18 protein-coding genes are annotated in these 20,813 nt (G+C 68.3%); 11 read left to right on the forward strand and 7 right to left on the reverse strand.

Annotated features, from left to right (window positions below):
• The 5 genes from AC3A3W_RS08840 to AC3A3W_RS08860 all read left to right on the forward strand — a co-directional run.
• The coding region (locus tag AC3A3W_RS08840; RefSeq protein ID WP_487442015.1) for an MFS transporter at nt 1-654 on the forward strand (654 nt) is incomplete at its 5' end.
• Between the two features lie 135 nt (nt 655-789).
• The gene (locus AC3A3W_RS08845) at nt 790-2,337 is read left to right on the forward strand and encodes an ABC transporter substrate-binding protein (RefSeq protein ID WP_487442016.1); all 1,548 of its coding nucleotides are present in this window, start codon (nt 790-792) and stop codon (nt 2,335-2,337) included.
• Between the two features lie 16 nt (nt 2,338-2,353).
• A complete protein-coding gene (locus tag AC3A3W_RS08850) occupies nt 2,354-3,295 on the forward strand; it encodes an ABC transporter permease (RefSeq protein ID WP_487442018.1) in 942 nt (313 codons plus the stop codon).
• Nucleotides 3,288-4,136: an ABC transporter permease gene (locus AC3A3W_RS08855; protein ID WP_487442020.1), complete on the forward strand. Its 849-nt coding sequence runs from the start codon at nt 3,288-3,290 to the stop codon at nt 4,134-4,136. The genes AC3A3W_RS08850 and AC3A3W_RS08855 overlap by 8 nt, the downstream gene beginning before the upstream one ends.
• Nucleotides 4,129-5,934: an ATP-binding cassette domain-containing protein gene (locus AC3A3W_RS08860; protein ID WP_487442022.1), complete on the forward strand. Its 1,806-nt coding sequence runs from the start codon at nt 4,129-4,131 to the stop codon at nt 5,932-5,934. Before AC3A3W_RS08855 ends, AC3A3W_RS08860 begins: the two co-directional genes overlap by 8 nt.
• Here the strand turns inward: AC3A3W_RS08860 and AC3A3W_RS08865 are convergent.
• From AC3A3W_RS08865 to AC3A3W_RS08875, 3 genes are all read right to left on the reverse strand, one after another.
• On the reverse strand, nt 5,923-7,203 hold the full coding sequence (locus AC3A3W_RS08865; protein ID WP_487442024.1) for an aminotransferase class I/II-fold pyridoxal phosphate-dependent enzyme: 1,281 nt from the start codon (nt 7,201-7,203) through the stop codon (nt 5,923-5,925). The genes AC3A3W_RS08860 and AC3A3W_RS08865 overlap by 12 nt on opposite strands.
• Nucleotides 7,203-8,096 (reverse strand): class I SAM-dependent methyltransferase, encoded by an 894-nt coding sequence (locus AC3A3W_RS08870; RefSeq protein WP_487442026.1) that lies wholly within the window; start codon nt 8,094-8,096, stop codon nt 7,203-7,205. Before AC3A3W_RS08870 ends, AC3A3W_RS08865 begins: the two co-directional genes overlap by 1 nt.
• 124 nt (nt 8,097-8,220) lie before the next feature.
• A complete protein-coding gene (locus AC3A3W_RS08875; protein ID WP_487442028.1) occupies nt 8,221-9,144 on the reverse strand; it encodes a phosphatase PAP2 family protein in 924 nt (307 codons plus the stop codon).
• 80 nt (nt 9,145-9,224) lie between these two features.
• Between AC3A3W_RS08875 and AC3A3W_RS08880 the strand changes: the two genes are divergently transcribed.
• Entirely contained in the window at nt 9,225-9,620 is a 396-nt protein-coding gene (locus tag AC3A3W_RS08880) for a hypothetical protein (protein WP_487442030.1), read from the forward strand.
• A gap of 53 nt (nt 9,621-9,673) precedes the next feature.
• On the opposite strand, the gene AC3A3W_RS08885 is transcribed toward AC3A3W_RS08880, so the two are convergent.
• From AC3A3W_RS08885 to AC3A3W_RS08900, 4 genes are all read right to left on the reverse strand, one after another.
• Nucleotides 9,674-10,051, reverse strand: coding sequence for a hypothetical protein (locus AC3A3W_RS08885; RefSeq protein ID WP_487442032.1), 378 nt, complete (start codon nt 10,049-10,051; stop codon nt 9,674-9,676).
• The gene (locus AC3A3W_RS08890) at nt 10,044-10,544 is read right to left on the reverse strand and encodes a hypothetical protein (protein WP_487442034.1); all 501 of its coding nucleotides are present in this window, start codon (nt 10,542-10,544) and stop codon (nt 10,044-10,046) included. The genes AC3A3W_RS08885 and AC3A3W_RS08890 overlap by 8 nt, the downstream gene beginning before the upstream one ends.
• A 125-nt stretch (nt 10,545-10,669) precedes the next feature.
• Entirely contained in the window at nt 10,670-11,419 is a 750-nt protein-coding gene (locus tag AC3A3W_RS08895; protein ID WP_487442036.1) for a response regulator transcription factor, read from the reverse strand.
• Nucleotides 11,416-13,017 (reverse strand): sensor histidine kinase, encoded by a 1,602-nt coding sequence (locus tag AC3A3W_RS08900; RefSeq protein ID WP_487442038.1) that lies wholly within the window; start codon nt 13,015-13,017, stop codon nt 11,416-11,418. Before AC3A3W_RS08900 ends, AC3A3W_RS08895 begins: the two co-directional genes overlap by 4 nt.
• A gap of 508 nt (nt 13,018-13,525) precedes the next feature.
• Between AC3A3W_RS08900 and AC3A3W_RS08905 the strand changes: the two genes are divergently transcribed.
• The 5 genes from AC3A3W_RS08905 to AC3A3W_RS08925 all read left to right on the forward strand — a co-directional run bounded on the left by AC3A3W_RS08905 (nt 13,526) and on the right by AC3A3W_RS08925 (nt 20,623).
• Nucleotides 13,526-15,106: a response regulator gene (locus AC3A3W_RS08905; protein ID WP_487442040.1), complete on the forward strand. Its 1,581-nt coding sequence runs from the start codon at nt 13,526-13,528 to the stop codon at nt 15,104-15,106.
• Nucleotides 15,107-15,146: 40 nt separating this feature from the next.
• On the forward strand, nt 15,147-16,502 hold the full coding sequence (locus AC3A3W_RS08910) for a sensor histidine kinase (protein WP_487442042.1): 1,356 nt from the start codon (nt 15,147-15,149) through the stop codon (nt 16,500-16,502).
• Between the two features lie 157 nt (nt 16,503-16,659).
• Nucleotides 16,660-17,316: a class I SAM-dependent methyltransferase gene (locus AC3A3W_RS08915; protein WP_487442044.1), complete on the forward strand. Its 657-nt coding sequence runs from the start codon at nt 16,660-16,662 to the stop codon at nt 17,314-17,316.
• A gap of 91 nt (nt 17,317-17,407) precedes the next feature.
• Nucleotides 17,408-18,421 (forward strand): o-succinylbenzoate synthase, encoded by a 1,014-nt coding sequence (locus tag AC3A3W_RS08920; protein ID WP_487442045.1) that lies wholly within the window; start codon nt 17,408-17,410, stop codon nt 18,419-18,421.
• 108 nt (nt 18,422-18,529) lie between these two features.
• The gene (locus AC3A3W_RS08925) at nt 18,530-20,623 is read left to right on the forward strand and encodes a PhoX family protein (RefSeq protein WP_487442047.1); all 2,094 of its coding nucleotides are present in this window, start codon (nt 18,530-18,532) and stop codon (nt 20,621-20,623) included.
• Nucleotides 20,624-20,813 lie beyond the last annotated feature (190 nt).

The following is a 20,813-nucleotide window of genomic DNA, read 5'->3' on the forward strand; positions in this document are numbered from 1 at the left end:
CTCGCGGTGACCATCCCGGACCTGCAGGCTCCGGGCGGCTCCTCCGGTCCTGCCGGCCCGGCCCCGACGCTGCGCGGGGTGGCCGTCTCGCATGCCGGGGTGTTCCTGACGGCCGGCGCCGGAATCCTTTTGCTGTCCGCCCTGCGCTCCTCGCGGCAGGTGGTGATCCCGCTGTGGGCGGACCACGTGGGCCTGGACGCCTCGCACGCATCGCTGCTGTACGGGCTGTCCGGGGCGATCGACATGCTGGTGTTCTACCCGGCCGGCAAGGTGATGGACCGGCGGGGACGGCTGTGGGTGGCGGTGCCCTCCACGCTGATCATGGGCACGGCGCTGCTGCTGATTCCGCTGACCGGCGGGTTCACCGGGCTGCTGCTGGCCGCGCTGCTGATCGGCTTCGGCAACGGCATCAGCTCGGGGCTCGTGATGACCCTGGGCGCCGACTTCTCTCCCGACCAGGGCCGCGGGCAGTTCCTGGGCCTGTGGCGGTTCATCGCCGACGCCGGGTCAACGGGCGGGCCCGTGCTGCTCTCCGCCGTGACGGCCGTGTCCTCCCTCGGCGCCGGGGTGCTGGCCACCGGCGTACTGGGGTTCGCAGCGGCAGCCGTGTTCGCCGTCGTCCTTCCCAAGCTGAAGCACCGCCGGAACTACTGACGGCTGCGTATGTGACGCGGGCCGGGTGCGGCCGTTTTGAACGGAATAGTTAGGTTAGCCTACACTCAGACTGGCCTTCTTCGGCTGTTCATCGTCGTCTGCCCCCTCCGCAGACTCGCACTCTAGGTGGTTCCGTTGCGCTTTTCGCTCCCATCGTCCGTGTCCCTGGGACTCGTGGCGCTGCTGTCCCTGTCCGGCTGCGGCTTCAGCGGCGCGGCAGGAAAATCCAGCCAGGCGGCCGACCTTGACCAGCGCATCGTCGTCGACAACTTCCGGGCGCCGGTGGCCGACTGGGCCCTGGAGAGCGACGCCGCCTACATCCTGTCCCTGTCCGGATGCCTGGAGACCCTGACCCGCTATGACGAGTCGCAGGGGAAGGTGGTGCCCTCCCTGGCCACGGAGTGGAAGCAGGCGTCCGCCCTCGAGTGGGACTTCAAGATCCGCGAGGGCGTCAAGTTCCAGGACGGGACCGCGCTGGACGCCGCCGCCGTGGTCGGTTCACTGCAGAACGTCCTCGACGCCGAGGTCCCGGCCCGCGCCTTCAGCCGCAAGGTGGTCAGCGGCGTCAAGGCCCTCGACGAGCACACCGTCCGCGTGACCACCCCCACCGAGAGCCCGCTGGTTCCCTACCGCCTGGCGAGCGTCAACACCGGGGTGCTGTCGCCGGCCGCCTTCAAGGGCGAAACCGTCGACCCGTTCGGCCACTGCACCGGCCCCTTCAAGCCGGTGTCCGAGAAGCCCAAGCAGTCCCTGACGCTGGACCGCAACGAGGACTACTGGGGCGGGCAGGTCAAGCTGGCCGGCGCCGAAATCCGCTTCATCACCGACGGCGCCACCCGCACCGCCCAGGTCCAGACAGGCGAGGCGGACGTCTCCCTGTCCATCCCCGTCTCCGGCCTGGCCGCCCTCGAGGCGGATTCCAAAGTCAAGGTCCTCAAGGCCGATTCGCCGAGGACCGCCACGCTGTACATGAACAACGGCAGGGCCCCGTTCGACGACGTCGACTTCCGCAAGGCGGTCCGCTCGGCACTCGACCTGGATGCCCTTGCGGCCAGCGTCTATGAAGGTGCGGCCGTCGCCGCCACCGGGCCCTTCGCGCCTTCGGAGCCGTGGGCCATCGAGGGTGCCGAGGCGCCGAAGCAGGACGTCGAGGCCGCCAAGAAGCTGCTCGCCTCCGCGGGGTACACCGCCGACCGGCCGCTGGAGGTCGTCGCGATCGTCGAACGCGCGGAGTTCGCGGACGTGGCCACCGTCATCCAGGACAACCTGAAGGCCGTGGGCGTTCCCGTGAAGATCCAGACCAAGGAATATGCCGCCGTGGAACCGGACCTGCTGTCCGGCAACTACGACATGGTGCTGAGCCAGCGCAACCGCCTGATCGACATCGCCGACCCCATCGGCTTCCTCACCGCGGACTACACCTGCGACGGCTCGTACAACCTCAGCCATTTCTGCAACGCTGACTACGACAAGAAGGTGGCCCAGGCGGCCAAGACGGCCGACTCCGGGGAGCGGTACAAGCTGTACGCCGAAGCCGGCCAGATCCTGCAGGACCAGGCGGTGAACGTCTGGCTCGTCAACGAACAGGCCATCGACGCCGTCCGCACCGATCTGCAGGGCCACGTCCAGGACCCGCTGGCCCGGTACGTGCTCCGCGCGGATACGGCCAAGTCCGGATCCTGACCATGGCCTTCCCCGCATGATGCTGTTCCTCGCCAGAAGGACGGCGGCCCTGGTGGTCGCCGTTCTTTTGGCGTCTTTCGTGGTGTTCCTCATTCCGTACGTCACGCCGGGCGACCCGGTGCGGAAAATCATCCGCTCGCGGGTGGCCGGTGACGCGATCGATGGCTCAGCCGTCGAAGCCCTGAGCCTCCAGCTGGGGCTCCAGGATCCCCTGTGGACGCAGTACCTCCGCTGGCTGGGACGGTTCGCCACCGGCGACATGGGCCTGTCCTACACCAGCCGCACCCCCGTGGTGGACCAGGTGCTGCCCGCACTCTGGGTCACGCTCAGCCTGGTGGTCCTGACCCTGGCCGTCGCGGCCCTGATTTCCGTGGTCCTCGGCATCACGGCCGCCCTGAACGAGGGCCGTGCCGCGGACAAGGCCATCACGGCGGTCTCCCAGGCGTTCATCGCCATGCCGGAATACTGGCTCGCGCCGATGCTCGTGCTGGTATTCGCGCTTGAGCTGTCCGTGCTGCCGTCGGCCGGCTGGGAAGGCCCGACGTCGGCGGTGCTGCCCGTGGCCGTCCTCGCCTTGCGCCCGGCGAGTCATTTCACGTCCGCCGTCCGGGAGGGCATGCTGGACGCGCTGGGCGCCGACCACGTCGTGGCCGCCCGGGGCAGGGGACTCAGCCACTTCCACACCGTGCGGAAGCACGTGATCCCCAACGGGCTGCTGCCGCTGACCACGCTGGTGGCGGTGTGGTTCGCTGGCCTGCTGGGCGGATCGGTCATCGTCGAGGTCATCTTCGCCATCCCCGGCATGGGACGGCTGCTGTTCGACGGCGTCCTGAACAGCGACATTCCGCTCGCGCAGGGAGCGGTGGTGGTGGTCGTCGGGCTTGCCGTCCTGCTGACCACAGCCGCGGACCTGGTCCACGGGCTCCTCAACCCCCAGGTCAGGATGCGCCATGCGTAAGCTCCCCGCCCACCTCTGGGTCGCGGCCTCGGTGCTGGCCCTCATTGTGCTGTCCGTGGCACTGTCCGGCCTGATCGCACCCTACCCGCCGGCCGAACAGGACCTCGCCTCCCGGCTGGCCGCCCCCAGCGGAGCGCACTTGCTGGGCACCGATCACCTGGGCCGCGACACACTGAGCCGGCTGCTCGACGGCGGCCGCTTCTCGCTGACGATCGCCGCCCTGGCCACCGTGCTCACCGCGGCCATCGGCACGGCCATCGGCGTGCTCAGCGCCCGGCGGCGGGGCTGGCTGGACGAGTTCTTCACCCGCACCAACGACATCCTCCTGGCCATGCCCGAGATGGTGGTGGCGCTGTTCCTGGTGGCCGCACTGGGTGCCGGCTACCCGTCCCTGCTGCTGGCCCTGACCGTCACCGGCTGGACACCCTTCGCCCGGCTGGCCAGGGCACTCGCGTACGACGTCTCGGCCCGCGGCTTCATCGAGGCGGCCCGCGTGCTGGGCTGCTCGCCGTGGTTCACAGTCCGGCGGCACATCCTGCCCCACCTGGCCGGGCCGCTGTTCGGACAGGCCACGCTCCGGTTCGGGCAGTTCCTGATCAGCGTGGGCGCCCTGTCCTACCTGGGCCTCGGTGTGCAGCCGCCGCAGTCCGACTGGGGGTCCATGCTTGCCGCCGCCCAGCCGTATGCCGTGAGGTCGCCGATGACCATTCTGGCGCCCGGCCTGGTGATCTTCACCGTGGCGCTGTGCGTCACCCTCCTCGGCCAGCATCTGGCCCGCATGTCCAGCAGCCGGCTGCTGCTCGCCACCACGGTGCCCACCCCGGCGGCCAGCCATGTCTGAGGGCCTGATCATCGAGGACCTGCACCTCAGCGTCCGGGGACCGTCTTCCCGCCCGGTGCTCTCCGGCGTCGCCCTGTCCGTGGCGCCCGGCGAGTTTGTCGCCCTGGTAGGCGCCTCGGGAAGCGGCAAGACGATGACCGCACTGTCGGTCCTGGGGCTGCTGCCGCCCCAGATCCACGTGCAGGCCGGGTCCATCCGGCTGGGCGGCACGGACCTCCTGCAGTCCGACGACAGGGCGCTCAACCGGATCCGCGGCGGCCGGATGGGCATGCTGTACCAGCAGCCCAAGCGGATGTTCAACCCCCGGATGACCATTGGCAGCCACCTCGCCGAACCGCTGAAGCTGCACCGCGGGCTGCGCGGACGCCAGGCCAGGCAACAGGCGCTGGAGCTCCTTGCCGACGCCGGGTTCGACGATCCCGCGCGGTGTGCCCGGGCCTATCCCCACCAGCTGTCGGGCGGCATGGCCCAGCGCGCCATGCTGGCCCTGGCGATGGCCGGCCAGCCGGAGCTGCTGCTCGCGGACGAGCCAACCTCTGCCCTGGACAAGGTGCTGGAGCGGCAGATCCTGGGGCTGATCGACAACCAGAGGCGCCAGCACGGACTGGGCGTCCTCTACATCACCCACGACCTGGCCACCGTCTCCGCGTTCGCCGACCGTGTAGTGGTGATGGACGGTGGCCGCGTCCAGGAATCAGGACCGGCCAGGACCGTCCTTGACACACCCCGGACAGCGTTCACCAAAGACCTCCTGGCGGCGTCGGCCCTCACGGCGGCACAAGTCACGTCGGCAAAGGCCCCCGCGGCGGGGACCCCGGTCCGCATTCCGGCGCAGTCCCTGCTGCGGACTCCGACGGCGGGAACCCCGACGGCGGGAACCCCGCTGCGGATTCCGGTCCGCGTTGCGGGGCATACCCCGGTGGCACGCACCCCTCTCCGGACTACGGTCCGCATCCCGGTCCGCAGGCCCCCGGCATCCGACGCCGGGGCCCCCGCATCGCGCACAATTCTGGCGCTGGACGATGTCACCAAGCGCTTCCGCTCCACCGGGCGTGGCGCCCGGCCGGCCCTGGAGGGAGTGTCGCTCAGCCTGCGGGAGGGCGAGATTCTTGGCGTCCTGGGCCAGTCCGGCTCCGGGAAGAGTACCCTCGCCCGGCTGCTCGTCGGGGTGGAGACCCCGGACCGCGGCAGCATCACCCGGACCCTTCCCGCGGGGGAGCGCGGCACCGGTGAGGACGGGACGGCGGTGCAGCTCGTCTTCCAGGAGCCGCACGATGCCTTCGACCCGCGCATGACACTGCGCGCCAGCCTCGAGGCGCCGCTGCTGCGCCGCCGGAACTGCCCGGCGGACGAGCGGCGGGAGCGCATCCACACGGCCGTGCGGGATGTTGAACTGGACCCCGACCTGCTGGACCGCTATCCGGGCCAGTGCTCGGGAGGCCAGCTGCAGAGGCTCACGATTGCCCGGGCGCTCCTCCTTGATCCGGCGGTGTTGATCTGCGACGAGGCCACCTCGGCGCTGGACGCGGTCACGCAGCGCAAGGTGCTGGATCTGCTGCTGCGCCTGCACGGCGACCGCCGGCTTTCCCTGATCCTGATCTCCCACGATATGAACGTCATCCGATACATGAGCCACAGGGTGGCCGTGCTGTACCAGGGCGCCCTGGTGGAGCTGGCACGCACCACCGACTTCTTTGCGAACCCGTCGCACGGGCACAGCAAACAGCTGGTGGCCGCGGCCCGCCCGGATCCGCGGGCGGCCACACCCAGCGGGGACCATGGACTGCTATCCGTTTGACGGAAGCGTGTGTGCTTTGCTGGGCGGGATGACCGGGATCAGCCCGGTGGGCAGGTGGTACTCCGCGTCCTCCGGGCGGTCCTGCTCGGCCCGTTCGATGGCGGCGTGGAAGTGGGGCAGGCTGCGTTCCACCATCTCTTCACTGGCGGTGAGGGAGATGCGAAAGAAACCAGGCGTTTCAAACAGGACCCCCGGCAGCACGAACACGTCCTCCTGGCTGAGCGCCTCGGTGAAGGCCTCGTCGTCGGCGATGGGGGAGCGGACGAACAGGTAGAAGGTGCCCTCGGGCGGGTTCAGCCGGTAGCCCATCCCGCCCAGCTCCTGGACGAGCCGGTCCCGCTTGCGCTGGAGCTGGCCGACGTCGATGGTGAACTGCTCCAGCCGGGGCAGCGCATGCTGCAGCGTGCCGTTGGGATAGATCCAGCCCATCGCCACCTGCAGTGCGCCGATGGCCGGTGCCAGCTCCTTCCGGTCGGGCATGGTGGAGGGCAGGGCCAGGTACCCGATCCGCTCACCCGGTGCCAGATGCGTTTTGCCGTACGAGTAGGCCAGCAGGGTGTAGGGGTAGAACTCGGCCGGGCTGTGGAACCGGGCGCCGTCGAACACAATACGGTTGTAGGGCTCGTCCGACACGAGATAGATCCGCCGGCCGATGCGGGCGGAGGCCTCCTCCAGCAGGTCGGCCAGGCGCTGCAGGAGCTCCGGCGGGTAGATCCGGCCGGTGGGGTTGTTCGGCGAATTGACGATCACCACCCGGGTGCGCGGCGTGATCGCAGCCTCGATGGCCTCCAGGTCAAGGTCAAACGTTTCCGCGTTGATCCGGACCTTCACAGGGACAAGGCCGGCTTCGACGGCGAGCGGCTCGTACAGGAACCACGGCGGCAGGCTGTAAATGACTTCGTCGCCGGGATCGGCCACCGCCTTCAGCGCCAGGGCGATCGCCGCGAATCCGCCGGTGGTCAGGTAGAGGTCCTCGGCTTCGAACGGCACGTCCAGCAGCCACTGCAGCGACTCCGCGGCGGCCTCCCGCGCATGCGTTCCGTTGGACTTGTAGGCAAACCACTGGTCATCGCGCGGGTTGACCGCGTCCCGCAACGCGTCCACATACGCGGTCTGGGGCATCTGGTGCGGGTTGCCAAGCGTGAAGTCACAGACACCGGGCAGGAGGTGCCGCCGGGAATAGGCTGAGTCGTTGAGGAACGCGCTGATCCGCTGGAAGGACGGGATCGACGCGATCCCGAGCGCCCTCCGGGAGGCAGGGGAATCCATCACTGCCCGCCCCCACCCTGGGTTTCGGTGTTTTCGCCGGGCCGCACCTTTCGGGCGGTGAGCAGCAGGTACTCCCAGTCCATCTGGGACGGTGCGTCGCCGTGGGCATCGCTGTAGGTCGCGGCGAGCTCCGTCAGGGCCTCGTCCAGGGCTTTCACTTTCTCCTCGTCGCCGCCCAGGGACTTGTAGACCGAGATCGTGGGGCCGTAGTGGGACTTGAAGTAGTGCAGGAAGTCGTGTGGCTGGTGGAAACTCGTGATGGTGACCGTCTGCTTCCGGGCCTGGATGTCCGTGACGCTGCCGCCCAGGAGTTTGCGCACATGGTCCTCGGTGCCCCACAGCGGCGGGGGCTGGCTGCCGGGCGGTGGCGGGGGAGCGAACGGTTTCATGGTGGCGAACATCTGTCCGATGAAACCCTCAGGGGTCCAGCTCAGCAGGCCAATGGTGCCGCCGGGCCGGCAGACCCTGAGCAGTTCGCCGGCGCTCGCCTCGTGGTGCGGGGCAAACATGACACCCAGGCAGGACATCACCACATCGAACTCGCCGTCCGGGAAGGGAAGCGCCTCGGCGTCCGCCTCCATCCACTCCAATTCAACGCCTCGGTCGGCTGCCTGGTGACGGCCGGCGTCGAACATCTCCGGGGTGAGGTCGCTGGCCACCACCTCGGCCCCCATCATGGCCGCGGGAATGGCGGCATTGCCGGCACCCGTGCCGATGTCCAGCACGCGCTGCCGCGGTTTGATGCCGCACGCCTCTACGAGGATGGCGCCGAGGTTGGGGATGAGCTCGGCGGCGAGGGCCGGGTAGTCTCCCTGTGCCCACATGGCCCGGTGCTTCTCCTTGAGTGCCCGGTCCGCGCTGGCGTCCGCCGTGGTTGCATCCTTGTCGTTCATGGTGACCCCTCCGCTGTGCATCAGTGCCGGTGCAGGTTCTCATGGACAGCCCGCTGCTGGCCCAGTGGAGGCTGTGGTGCGACTTATTGTGGGCTTCGCTGCCGGGGTTGTAAAGGAGGAGCCGCTACCCCCGGGGTGTGTCCCGGCGTCGTGCGGCGTACGCGAACAGCGACGTCGTGGCCACGGTGGCCAGATATCCGGCGATCACGATCAGCGAAATCCCCGCCCAGAAGTAGTTGGTGGTGCTGCCCTCCTGGCCGGCCACGGGCGCGATCTTGACCAGCGAATACACGGCGACCGCGGCGGAGGCCAGGCCGATCACCACCGGCAGCCCGAGCCACAGCCGCGCGGACGCCCAGTGGCCGTTGAAGCCGTCCCACACATTCCACTCATGGGAGTCCGTGCGGATGATGAGCCAGCCGGCGGGAATCATGAAGCAGCCCACCAGGAGGAAGGCGGCCACCACATCCGCGGGCCGGTGCCACTGGTTCACCAGCGTGGACATTCCCGATGCGATCGCGAAACTGCCGCCGACGAACCCGGCGAGCGGCCGCCAGCGCGGCGACGCCATGAGGAACACCGCCGCGGCCGCGGACGCCGCCAGCGTGGTGTGCCCCGACGGCAGCGAGTTCAGCTCCAGCGTCTCCACGCCCCGGTCCGGCCGCACCGGCAAGAGCTGCTTGAGTACCTGCGTGGCGATGTTCGCCGCCACGCACGCGGCCAGCGCAATGCCCGCGGCCCGCCAGCGGCGGTGTATCACCGTGACGAAAAGGACGACGACGGCGGCCATCACCAGTGAGATGGTGGGCAGCCAGTCCAGGAACCGGGTAGTGACCTTGCCCGCGGGTCCGTGGATGTCCACGGCCTCCACGAGGGCGGACTCGTCGATGAACTGGCCGGTGGTGGTACGGACAAAGTAGTAATACGTGGCCGCGAGCCCGGCCATGCAGGCCAGGGTGGCCACGAAAAAGAGGAAGCCGGTGCCTCTCGCGAGGCGCAACCGGCCTGCTGGCTGCTGGCGTCGGGGGGCCCTGAGCTGAGAAATCATCGTCTTAAGGGTGTCACAGTTTGCTGGGAGCCACCTGTTGATTGGCCGTGCGGGGGCCCTCCGGCGGATAGAGTTTGAGCATGGCCGGACTCGCGGATGTTCTGGGCCCCATCCTGGAACTGATGACCTGGGTGGGGTTCATTCCGGGTGTGCCGCTGCTCGTGTGGGGCCTGGTCATCAGCAGGCGGCGGTGCCAGTGGACGAGCACAACGGGGGAGGTCTACACCGCCGGGGGCTTCACAGGATTCCGCTGGACTGACCAGGAAAACGTGACCCGGCAGACACTCGTGGACGCCGAGGTGGCCAGGGGACTGGTGGCAGGCAACGAAGTGAAGCTCCACTACGACCTCTGCCACCCCTCCCGCTGGGGCCTGGAGCCGCCCAAGCACGAGAACACCGTCCTGATCCTCGGCTGGATCCTCACCGGACTCGGCATTCTCTGCACGGCGGGCGGGTTCGTGCTGCTCCTCTTCTAGGGGCTGCTTCTAAGGTCCGGTTCTAACGGACTCGCTTCTACTAGTTGCCGGCCCTAATGGCCCGCGACGGGCCGGGCTGCGTGGTTGCCTGCCGGCTGCGGAGCGCCGTTGCGCTTGTTCCGTTCCTTCAGGTGATCCAGCAGCGCCTGCTCGGGATGCCCGGGGTTCTCCGCGAGGTGCCGGAGCAGCCGGCGCCGAACGTCTGAGCGCGGATCGGCGGTGGTCAGCACGTTCTGGATGATGTCCAGGACCTGCTGGTGCAGTTCGGAATCGTCAATGGTGATGGTGGAGGGCTGGGTGTTCGGCACGCCGATCGTGTAACCGCGGCGTTCCGGTGGAATGGGTTCATGCAGGTCGCGGTAGTTCCTGTGCATCACGGACTCCTTCTTCGGGGAAATCTGGGCCTTGCTGTCATGCTGGCGATCACTCATCGCCGTTACCCCCGCTGCCATCCAGCCCGCCCTTGTCGTCGGGCTTCACTTGAGATGTGGAATTTCCTGTCGGTGCCACGGCCGGAGACGTCACCTGTGTCGGCTCGACGCGCTGGACAACGCCCGGGTCATCGCCGCTCGAACCGAGCTCGGCGGGCAGGTCGGTGGCCTGGGTCCGGGCCATCTCAACCAGCTTCGGGACCGTGGCAGAACCGACGGCGTCGGGCGGCGACGTGGAGGATGCCGCGGAATTGAGGGGCGCGGTCTTAAGCGAAGGGGACGTCGCCTCGGCGGTGGTCCGGGGCATGCTGCGGGGAGCCAGTTCTGCGGACGACGACGCGTCGCTTGCCTTGGGTTCGGTGCCCTGCCGGACGGGATCGACCACCACGACGCCGGCGGGCTGGTCCGCGGGCGCGCCGGCAAGCGCCTGCGTCCAGACCGCAAGACCGGCAAGGCCGATCAGGGGAACGCTCAGCACCGACAGCTTTTTCACCGGCCCGCCTTCCCTCGTTGGTGTTTCCACTGTGAGGCGCGAAGGTGAGGCAAGAATGAGACGTGGATGAGAATCCTCTCATCCACGCGCCGCGGGGCATTTGGGGCGCTTTTTGATGAGGCCCGTCAGACCGGGGCGGGCTCCTGGCCGTTCGGGTCGCCGTTGCGGGGGCTGTCCGTAGCAGCGCCGGCGGCCCGGGACGCGTCGTCGGGCAGGCACACGAGACGGTAGCCCACACCGCGGACAGTCTGGATCCGGTTCTGGCCGAGCTTGTGCCGCAGGTACCTCACGTACACGTCCACCACGTTGGAGGACCCTTCAAAGTGGTAGCCCCACACCCGGCTCAGCAGTTGCTCCCGGCTGAGCACGCGGCCGGCGTTCTCCATGAGGGTCCGTGCCATGACGAACTCCCGGGCCGAGAGTTCAATGACGCGTCCGCCGATTTCCGCCGTCCGCAGGTTGATGTCCAGTGTCAGGTCGCCGCAGACGAGGGTGGGCGCGGCCGTGACCGGCGATGTGCCCCGGAGCCGCAGCTTCACGCGGGACAGCAGCTCCTCAAACCTGAAGGGTTTGGTCATGTAGTCATCCGCGCCGCCCTCGAGCGCGGAAACCGTACTCTCCAGGCTGTCCGCGGCGGTGAGGACGATCACCGGAATGGTGGACTGCATGGCACGGAGGTTCTGCAGGACGGCCAGCCCGTCCATGCGGGGCATGCCGATGTCGAGGATCAGGAGGTCGTACTCGCCGGACGTGGCATAGTCCAGCGCCTTCACGCCGTCGCCGACCTGCGTGGTGGTGTATCCCGCCGCGGTGAGGCCCTTGACGAGGAAGGCCGCAATGCGGGGCTCGTCATCGGCGATGAGGATCCGGGTCACGGGCTGCCTCCGTGATGGGAGAGGACGGCCGTGCCCGAGGACGGCCGGGTCAGCCGGGACTTTGCGTGCGGGGCGGCCGCTCTTTTGGCCGCGCCGGGTGATTCTGCCTCGGCGCTGTCCCCACCTCCTGACGGGATGGTCAACACGAACCGGCTTCCCTTGCCCACCGCCGATTCCAGCCGGACGCTTCCGCCGTGCGCCTCGGCAATGGCCTTCACGATCGAGAGCCCCAGCCCGGAGCCCTCGGACGATCCCGTGGCGTTGCGGCCCTTCACGAACCGTTCGAAGATGCGCTCGTGGTCCTCGGGCGGGATGCCGGTGCCGGTGTCAGAAACCCAGATTTCCAAGTCAGTCGACGGGTGCGGCCGCGCACCGGACGGTGCGCCGCCGTCGTCGTTCTTCACCCAGGCGGCCCCGACGGAAATCCGGTCCGTCTCGGACGTGTGCCGGACAGCGTTGACCGCGAGCTGTTCCAGCGCCTGCATGAGCCGGTGCCGGTCGGCACGGACCAGCCCGCCGGGCTTGGCGTCCAGCTCCCAGCGGCGCGGACCGAAGACCCTGATGCGGTTCAGGATGTTCTCCAGGAAAATGTCGGCCTCGATCCACTCCGGGGACACGAAGTCGGGCCGGCCGGAGCGGGCAAGGATCAGCAGGTCCTCCACCAGCACCTGCATCCTGTCCAGCTCGTCCAGGAGCAGGATGCGGGTCTGGTCCACATCCTCGGGATCGCCCGCGCGCAGCAGCTCCAGGTACCCCCGGATGACGGTCATGGGCGTGCGGAGTTCGTGGCCGGCGTCGTGCACGAAGCGGCGCTGGTTCTCGAAACCGGACTCGAGCCGCTCCAGCATGTGGTTGAAGTTCATGGCCAGCTGGGCAACGTCGTCCGTGCTGGCCGTGACCTCCACACGCTTGGTCAGGTCTTCGAAGGTGGTGTTCTGCGTGGCTTCCCGCAGGCGTCTGATCGGACTGAGCAGCCGGCCGGTAAAGACGTAACCCATAAAGCCCGCGACGGCGAGAGTCGCCAGGGCCGCCAGGGCATAGGTCCACATGGAACTGACGATCTGGTCGCGCTGCCGGCCGATCTCATTGGCGACCACCAGGAGCCCCTCTCCCGGCTTGCCCTGCAGTTTCACCGGCGTGATGGAGAGGCGCACTTCCCGGCCATCGATCACAGTGTCCTGCACCACGGTCCGGTCGGGCCGGCTCCAGGCCCAGATCTGGTCCCTCACCGACAGGGTGCGCAGGTTGGTGGCCTGGTCACCGCCGGGCAGGATCGTATTGCCGTCCCGGATCATTGTCATCAGCGACTCGTGCCCGCCGGGCGTCTCCGAGCGCAGGAACAGTGTGAACAATTCATCCAGCGACGAGAACCCGGGGTTGCCCGGCGCCGGCTGGACCAGCGTGTTCAGATTCTTCCTCGGTTGCTGGAGTTCCTCATTGACACGGTCATCCAGGCTCCTCAGCTGCGCCGCATAGGTGACCGCTCCGGAGACCACGAGGCCCACCGCCATGAAAACCAGGAGCGTGGCCAGCACCCGGAACCGGACGGAGTGGATTTCGCTCCGCAGCTCCGCCCGCAGGACACTGGCGGACTTCATTGTCTTACCCGTTGCAGCTGCCGGAGCCGGAAGTGTTCGCGTAATGCGCCGCGCATATCGCCGGCGGCGGCAGAAATTTTTTCGTTCCCGGGCGCGACGATCACGCTACTCACGGCGGCGTACTCGGAGTACTTGGTTGGACCCTGTGCTGCCACGGTCCGCGTCATCGGTCTACTCATTCCATGCCTATCCGGCGGTCCTCCGGGTGGCGAGGATCGCATGAAGCCGCTGGGAACTGCGGCAATACCAACTTAAGCCCGCGTTCTTGGGAAAAACTTGGTGATTGCCGCCGGCCTCAGGCGGCTTCTCCCCACGGTTGGAGGGGTGGCCCGGCCGGACCGGCCGGCCTGGCAGCCGGGTGGGCCGCCCCGGGCGAAGACGCATCCAAGTAGTCCGTCCCCGAAAAATCGAGTACTCGCTACTCGTGCCCGTACTTGCACGAGTGACAAATATGAGGGTCAAGCCATTCATGGGGAATGCAGTTCACATGGGGATAGTAGGTGCACAGATGGTTCAGACAGTTGCAGAGGCCACTCGCTGGTTGCGTGGAGCACACGACGACGAGTTCCCTCCGACAGCCAAGGAGGGTGCAGGCGGAACCGCGACGCGGCTGTCCATCAGCATCCTGGGTCCGCTCAAGGTCCGCCGCGGCAGCGTGGTCATCGGATCGCATGAGCTGGGCGGCCCGAAACCACGTCAGGTGCTGGAGATCCTGTTGCTCAAGCTGGGCACACCGGTTTCCAAGAACCACCTGATCGACGTCCTGTGGAACGGGCAGCCTCCGGCCGAGGCGCTCTCCACCCTCGAAAGCTACGTCAGCGTGCTGCGCCGCCACCTGCAGCCCGGTTCCGGCAAGGGCGGCGCCCTCCGGACGGTCACCGGCGGCTACATGATGGAACGCAGCATGGTTGACCTCGACCTTGACCGGTTCGACGAACTCCTCAAGCAGGCAGGGCACGCCAGCCCGGACGAATCCTACAAAATGCTCGAGAAGGCGCTGGAGATCGCGTCCGTGCCGCTGCTCGGCGACGAACTCCTCGCCGGCTGGGCCGAAGAGGAGCGGGCACTCCACGCGGCCCGCGTGGCCGGCATCAAGGCCCGCGCCGCCGAGGCCGCCGTCACCGTAGGACAGCCGGAACGCGCCGTGGCCCTGGCCAGCGAGCTGCTGCTGGACGATCCCATCAACGAGCGTGCCTGGACCGCACTGGTGCTCGGGCTCGAAGAATCCGGACAGTACATGGAGGCGCTTCGTGCGTACGGCCGGTGCCGCCGGGTCATGGACCAGGAGATCGGCTGCCTTCCGGGCCGGGCGCTCCGCGACGCGCACGCCAGGCTTCTGCAGGCCACGGCCGCGAGCGACGACGAAGCGGCCGACCTGTCCGACGCCGACTCACCGCTTCCTCCCGTTAGTTCACAAAGCATGCGCGAAATCAGCATCCTGACCATCGACGACCACAGCACCTTTACGGAGCTGCTCACCGCCGCCCTGGACCGCGAGCCGGACCTCCGCAGCGTCGCCTCGGCCACCACGGCCAAGAGCGGCGTGGAACAGAGCATGGCTCTCAAGCCCGACGTCGTCATCATGGACTACCACCTGCCCGACGGCGACGGCCTCACCGCCGCTGCCCGGATCCTGGCGGACGCCCCGCAGACCCGGATCGTGATGCTCACCGGAGATCCGACCCCGGACGCCCTGCGCACCGCCGCCTCGATGGGCATCTGCGCCTTCCTCCCGAAGGGCGGTTCGCTGTCCACGCTGCTGGACACGCTCCGGTACGCACGGGCCGGGAACATGGTGGTCCACCCGTCCCTGGTGGCGCAGCTGGGCATGAGCACCCCGAAGCCGGCGCCTGTTGTCCGGGAAGTCGAGCCCGGCGGACCGGTGCTGACGCCGCGGGAGCTGGACGTCCTCCGGCTGATGGCAGGCGGCCACGGCTCCAAGGAGGTGGCCAGCAAACTGGACATCTCGCTCAACACCTGCCGCGGCTATGTGAAGGCGATCTTCGCCAAGCTCGGCACCCACTCGCAGCTCGAATCGGTCATGGAAGCTTCACGGCGCGGCATGCTCGAGCAGCCGTCCGATGGCTAGGCCATCGTTTCGGAAGCCTGCTCTGTTCAACCCTTTTGAATTGCGGCAGGCCGAGCGCTCCGAGGTCTTCCAGGCGGTGCGGCAGTTCCTGATCATGGGGCTCGCAGCGCTCGTGGTGGTCACCACCCCGGTGGCCTTCTGGATCTGGTCCGAGGCGGAGCACCATGCTTTGGAGAACTCGCAGCTGGCCACCGAGAACCTGGCCCAAAACGTGGTGGCACCGCTTCTGGACCAGGCGGTGCTGTCCGGGGATCCGGCAGGCGTCGCGAAGCTGGACGAGCGGCTGCGCCCGTGGGTGGGGGAGCGGTCCGTGTTCGAGATCAGGCTCTGGGACTCGGACGGTCGCATGGTCTACTCGGACGACGAGAAGCTCATCGGCCAGAAGTTCGATTTGCCGCATGAAGCCTTGGAGGTCCTGGCCGGCAAGCCGGTCAAAGCCACGCTGGAAATACAGACGGACGAGGTGCAGGCCCAGGGCGTCAACTCGGGCGAGCTGGTGGAAGTCTACGTTCCCGTGACGGCGCCCAATGGTGAGCGGCTCGCCTTCGAGGCCTATTACGACGACGACGCCGTCCGCCAGGAACAGGCTGCGGTCCTGCTGGACATGGTTCCGCCGTTCCTCCTGGCGCTGGGTGTCCTGCAGTTGGCGCAGCTCCTGCCGGCAGTGCGGCTGGCCCGCAGGATCCAGGCCTATGAAGCGGGCCGGACCCGCCTGCTGCACCGCGCCATCGAAGCCTCGGAGCTGGAACGCCAGCGGATCGCCCGCGACCTGCACGACGAAGTGATCCAGGACCTCTCGGGGCTGTCATACCTGCTGGAATCCGAGGAACTGCACCGTCCTGCAGGCGAGCGCCGGCTGTTCTCGGAAGCCCGGCGGATCCTGCAGGACAACGTGCGGAACCTGCGCGCCATGACCAGCGAACTCTACCCGCCGGACCTCAATAGGCTGGGCCTATCCGGGGCCTTGGCGCGGCTGGGCGATCCCCTCGAGGAACGGGGGATCAGCCTCACGCTGGACCTGCCACCCACGTGCGACCTGGACCGCGACCGTGCCGCCCTGTTCTACCGGGTGGCGCGGGAGGCGCTGGCCAATACCGCCAAGCATTCAAAGGCGAGCAAGGCGGAATTGCGGCTCCGGCAGGTGGGAAAACGCTCTGAAATACGGATCACCGATGACGGATGCGGCTTTGACCAAAGCCTCGGATCCCCGGAAGGGCACTTCGGCCTGCGGATCATGAGGGACACCATCGGGGAAGCCGGAGGATCGGTGCAGGTGCTGTCGGTGCCCGGGAAGGGGACAACGGTGATCGCACGGTTCGGGGTCGGGACCGAGGCTGACCAGACGGACGAGGTTGCCCGCAGCGGTGCTCCCGGAGTGCCGCAGCCGGTACCCTAGCGGACGGTACCCTAGCAGACGGGGGACAAGTCCGGGCGGTCCGCCGCCCTGACTCCGCCTACGACAACAGCGGCGGTGCTCCACGGCACCGCCCCCAATACCGCCGGCCCCTCCAACGACGTAGGGGCCGGCGTCGTTTAGAGGGAGAACATCCGTGATGTCACCGCAGAGTCCGGAAGGACCCGCCGCACTGCAGCACCCGCGGTTCGCCCGCGCGTACGCACGGGCTGTCGCCGGAATGAACCGCCGCGGCGGCGCTGAACATCGCCGGCGCCTGCTGGTGGGTCTGCAGGGCAGTGTCATCGAAGTCGGTGCAGGGGAGGGATCGTCGTTCGCGCTGTATCCCGCGGCTGTCACCGATGTTCTGGCCGTTGAGCCGGACGACTATCTGCGCAGCCTGGCCGAGGTCCAGGCCGCGTCGGCTCCTGTCCCGGTCGTGGTGGTGGCGGGATCGGCCGAGCGGATCCCGGTCCCCGACGCCAGCGCAGATGCGGTGGTCTGCAGCCTGGTGCTCTGCAGCGTCGCCGACCAGGGCCCGGCGCTCGCGGAAATCTTCCGCGTCCTCCGCCCCGGCGGGACGCTGGCGTATTACGAGCATGTCCGTTCGGACCGCCGGCTGCTTGCCGCAGCAGAGGATGTCTTGACGCCGGTCTGGCAGCGGATGGCGGGCGGATGCCACCCTAACCGGGACACACTCGAAGCTGTGCGGGCCGCGGGATTCCAGGTGACGGACAACGAGCGCTTCGCGTTCGCGCCGCAGGCCCTGACGCCGCCGGTGGCGCATATCCTGGGGCACGCCACGCGTCCTGACTGACCGTCTGGGCGGGTTGTCCCCTTTGGGTGGGTTGTCCACATAGCTGAATCGCTGCCGGGCTGGGGTGCGTGGCCGCCGGTACAGTGAAGTCATGCCTGCCGAACCCCCTCCCGTGGCTTCCCAGTTTCTGCCCTCGGTCGAGGAGCTGCTCGCCGCCGCCCGTGTGGTGGTGCTGCCCATGCGGGTGAAGTTCCGCGGCATCCTCGAACGTGAAGTGCTGCTGCTCAAGGGCCCGGCGGGCTGGGGTGAATTCGGCCCGTTCCCGGAATACGGAGACGCGGAGGCCTCCCGCTGGCTCGCCTCCGCCATCGAGGCCGGCTGGCAGGGATTCCCTGAGCCGCTCCGTACCAGCATCCCCGTCAACGCCACGGTGCCGGCAGTCCCCGCGGCGCGCGTTCCGGAAGTCCTGGCCCGCTTCGGCCGCGTGGATGCGGTCAAGATCAAGGTGGCGGAACACGGGCAGTCCCTCGACGACGACGCCGCCCGGGTCGCAGCCGTCCGCGACGAGCTGCCGGACGCCGCCATCCGCGTGGACGCCAACGGAGGATGGCAGGTCCCGGAGGCGGTGGAAGCGCTCACCCGGCTGGCCGGTGCAGGGCTCGAATATGCCGAGCAGCCGGTGCCGGACATCGACGGCCTGGCGGAGGTGCGCCGGCAGCTGCGCCGGGCGGGCGTCCCCGTGCTGATTGCGGCCGACGAAAGCGTCCGCAAGGAGGACGATCCGCTCAAGGTGGCCCGTGCCGGCGCCGCGGACCTGATCGTCGTGAAGGTGGCGCCGCTGGGCGGAGTCCGGCGGACGCTGGGCATCGTGGCGGAGGCCGGGATGCCCGCCGTCGTGAGTTCCGCGCTGGACACCTCCGTGGGGATCCGCGCAGGGCTGGCTCTGGCGGCAGCCCTGCCGGAACTGCCCTACGCCTGCGGGCTGGGAACCGTGTCGCTGCTCGCCGGGGACGTCACTGCTGATCCGCTGGTGCCCGACGACGGCGCCATCCGGCTGCGCGATGCCGTCGCCGATGAGGGGCTGCTGGAGCAGTATGCCGCCCCGGCCGACAGGAAGGAATGGTGGCTGTCCCGGCTGCTCCGGGTTTACGCGGAGCTTGGGTGAACTTACAGGTCTGTAAGTTCACTGGATCTTAACCGTAGTGACCTCTCGTCTTCAGGTGTCGCTGACAGGGTGGGCGGGACCGCATCACACCCCTTGGAAGGTCCCTCCATGTCTGAAATCACCGGGCGCAAATTTGCCCTGCTGCCCATGCTCGGCCACACCAAAGGCAAGCGCAGCCCCGTCACCTGCGCGCTCAAGTGCGACAACGCCTGCTCGGGCGAGGTCTGCAACACCAGCTCCAACAGCTACTTCCGCGACATCGCATCCACCACGCTGTCCCGCCGCGCCGCGCTGGGCTTCGGCGCCGCCGGTGCCCTCGCCGTCGTCCTCGGCGGTTCCCTGGCATCCTCCGAAACTGCAGTAGCCGACGGCGGCACAGGGCTTTCCGCTGCCGCCAAGAACGGTTACGGCCACACAGGCGCCTCCAAGCTGCAGTTCACCGCCATCCCCTCAGTCACGGCCGACGTCGACGCCGTCACCGTGCCCGCGGGCTTTACCTGGCAGCCGATCATCCGGTGGGGCGACCCCATCTTCAAGGACGCCCCCGCGTTCGACCTCGCCAAGCAGACTGCCGCGGCCCAGGAGCGCCAGTTCGGCTACAACAATGACTACACCGACATCCTGGAAATCCCGGGCAGCAAGGGCCGCCGCGCCGTGCTCTTCGCCAACCACGAGTACACGAACGACGCCATCATGTTCCCGCCGTCCATGCCAGCCGCCGATGTCCGGGCGGTCAGCCAGGCAGCCCATGGACTCTCCGTGGTGGAACTGGAGCGCACCAACAAGAGCTCGCCTTGGAAGTACGTCCAGGGCGCGAAGCTGAACCGCCGCTACCTGAACAGCACCCGCTACGAGCTCACCGGGCCTGCTGCCGGTTCCGCGCTGGTCAAGACCACCGCGGACCCTGCCGGCCGCTGGATCAACGGCACGCTGGGCAACTGCGCCGGCGGCACCACGCCGTGGGGCACCATCCTGTCCGGTGAAGAGAACTTCAACGGCTACTTCGTGGCACCCGGAACCTCCGCCGCGGACACGCGTTACGGCCTGACTAACAAGGCCACTGCCCGCCAGTGGGAACTGGACGATCCGCGCTTCAACACCAACAACCCCGGCTACGAGAACGAGGCCAACCGCTTCGGCTGGATCGTGGAGGTCGACCCGTTCGACCCCACCTCCACGCCGAAAAAGCACTCCTCCCTGGGACGCTTCAAGCACGAGGGCGCCAACGTCATCGTGGCTCAGTCCGGGCACGTCGTGGCGTACTCCGGCGACGACGAGCGGTTCGACTACCTCTACAAGTTCGTCTCGAAGGCCAAGTACCGCGAGGGCGACCGTAAGCACAACATGACCCTGCTGTCCGAGGGTGATCTCTACGTGGCTAAGTTCACGGGCGACTCACCGGCGGCCGAGATCGACGGGTCCGGCAAGGTGCCTGCCGACGGATCCTTCGACGGCAAGGGCGAATGGCTGCCGCTCGTTGTCAACGGCAAGTCCAAGGTCGCCGGGATGTCCGTGGAAGAGGTCCTGGTCTACACGCGCCTGGCCGCGGACAAGGTCGGCCCCACCAAGATGGACCGCTGCGAGGACGTGGAGCCGAGCCTGCACACCGGCAAGGTGTACGTTGCCTGCACCAACAACTCGGACCGCGGCAAGGTGGGCAAGGAAGGCGCCACGGAGGTCAACCCCCGCAACGAAAACCGCGACGGCCACATCGTGGAAATCACCGAGACCGGCGACCAGACCTCAACGAAGTTCACGTGGAACCTCCTCATGGTCTGCGGCGATCCTGCGCAGGGAGACGTCACCTACTTCTCCGGCTTCCCGGCGGACCAGGTCTCGCCGATCTCCTGCCCGGACAACCTGGCGTTCGACTCCGTGGGCAACCTCTGGATCTCCACCGACGGGGCACCCTCGGGCATCGGCCGGGCCGACGGCCTGTTCAAGGTCACCCTCGAAGGAGCCGAGCGCGGCCGCGTGGAGCAGTTCCTCGCGGTTCCCCGGGACGCCGAGACCTGCGGGCCGATCATCCACGACGACGAGCGCACCGTGTTCGTCTCCGTCCAGCACCCGGGCGAGGAGGGCACCTTCGAGGCGCCGAACTCCTACTTCCCGGACTACGTGCGCCCCGGTGCCCCGGTGAAGCGCGGCCAGGCCCGTGCGCCACGCCCGTCGGTGATCCAGGTCTTCCGCACCGACGCTTAAGCCCCCACCCCACCCACCGCCAGCCCTCCCGCCAGCCCTCCCTCACTTCCTGCAACTTTCTGCCCGACGCTCCCTCACTTCCTGCGGGTTTGTGTTTGACGCTCCCTCACGTCCTGCGGGGTTGTGTTTGACGCTCCCTCACTTCCTGTCCCGACAGGAAGTGAGGGAGCGTCGTGGTGGGGGCGGCGGG

The organism is Arthrobacter sp. Soil_N43, assembly GCF_057655195.1.

Bases quoted from the DNA above. Each gene is read 5' to 3' on its own strand.
- AC3A3W_RS08850 (WP_487442018.1), top strand. From the start codon at position 2,354: ATGATGCTGTTCCTCGCCAGAAGGACGGCGGCCCTGGTGGTCGCCGTT.
- AC3A3W_RS08855 (WP_487442020.1), top strand. From the start codon at position 3,288: ATGCGTAAGCTCCCCGCCCACCTCTGGGTCGCGGCCTCGGTGCTGGCC.
- AC3A3W_RS08860 (WP_487442022.1), top strand. From the start codon at position 4,129: ATGTCTGAGGGCCTGATCATCGAGGACCTGCACCTCAGCGTCCGGGGA.
- AC3A3W_RS08865 (WP_487442024.1), bottom strand. From the start codon at position 7,203: ATGGATTCCCCTGCCTCCCGGAGGGCGCTCGGGATCGCGTCGATCCCG.
- AC3A3W_RS08870 (WP_487442026.1), bottom strand. From the start codon at position 8,096: ATGAACGACAAGGATGCAACCACGGCGGACGCCAGCGCGGACCGGGCA.
- AC3A3W_RS08875 (WP_487442028.1), bottom strand. From the start codon at position 9,144: ATGATTTCTCAGCTCAGGGCCCCCCGACGCCAGCAGCCAGCAGGCCGG.
- AC3A3W_RS08880 (WP_487442030.1), top strand. From the start codon at position 9,225: ATGGCCGGACTCGCGGATGTTCTGGGCCCCATCCTGGAACTGATGACC.
- AC3A3W_RS08885 (WP_487442032.1), bottom strand. From the start codon at position 10,051: ATGAGTGATCGCCAGCATGACAGCAAGGCCCAGATTTCCCCGAAGAAG.
- AC3A3W_RS08900 (WP_487442038.1), bottom strand. From the start codon at position 13,017: ATGAAGTCCGCCAGTGTCCTGCGGGCGGAGCTGCGGAGCGAAATCCAC.
- AC3A3W_RS08905 (WP_487442040.1), top strand. From the start codon at position 13,526: ATGGTTCAGACAGTTGCAGAGGCCACTCGCTGGTTGCGTGGAGCACAC.
- AC3A3W_RS08915 (WP_487442044.1), top strand. From the start codon at position 16,660: ATGTCACCGCAGAGTCCGGAAGGACCCGCCGCACTGCAGCACCCGCGG.
- AC3A3W_RS08920 (WP_487442045.1), top strand. From the start codon at position 17,408: ATGCCTGCCGAACCCCCTCCCGTGGCTTCCCAGTTTCTGCCCTCGGTC.
- AC3A3W_RS08925 (WP_487442047.1), top strand. From the start codon at position 18,530: ATGTCTGAAATCACCGGGCGCAAATTTGCCCTGCTGCCCATGCTCGGC.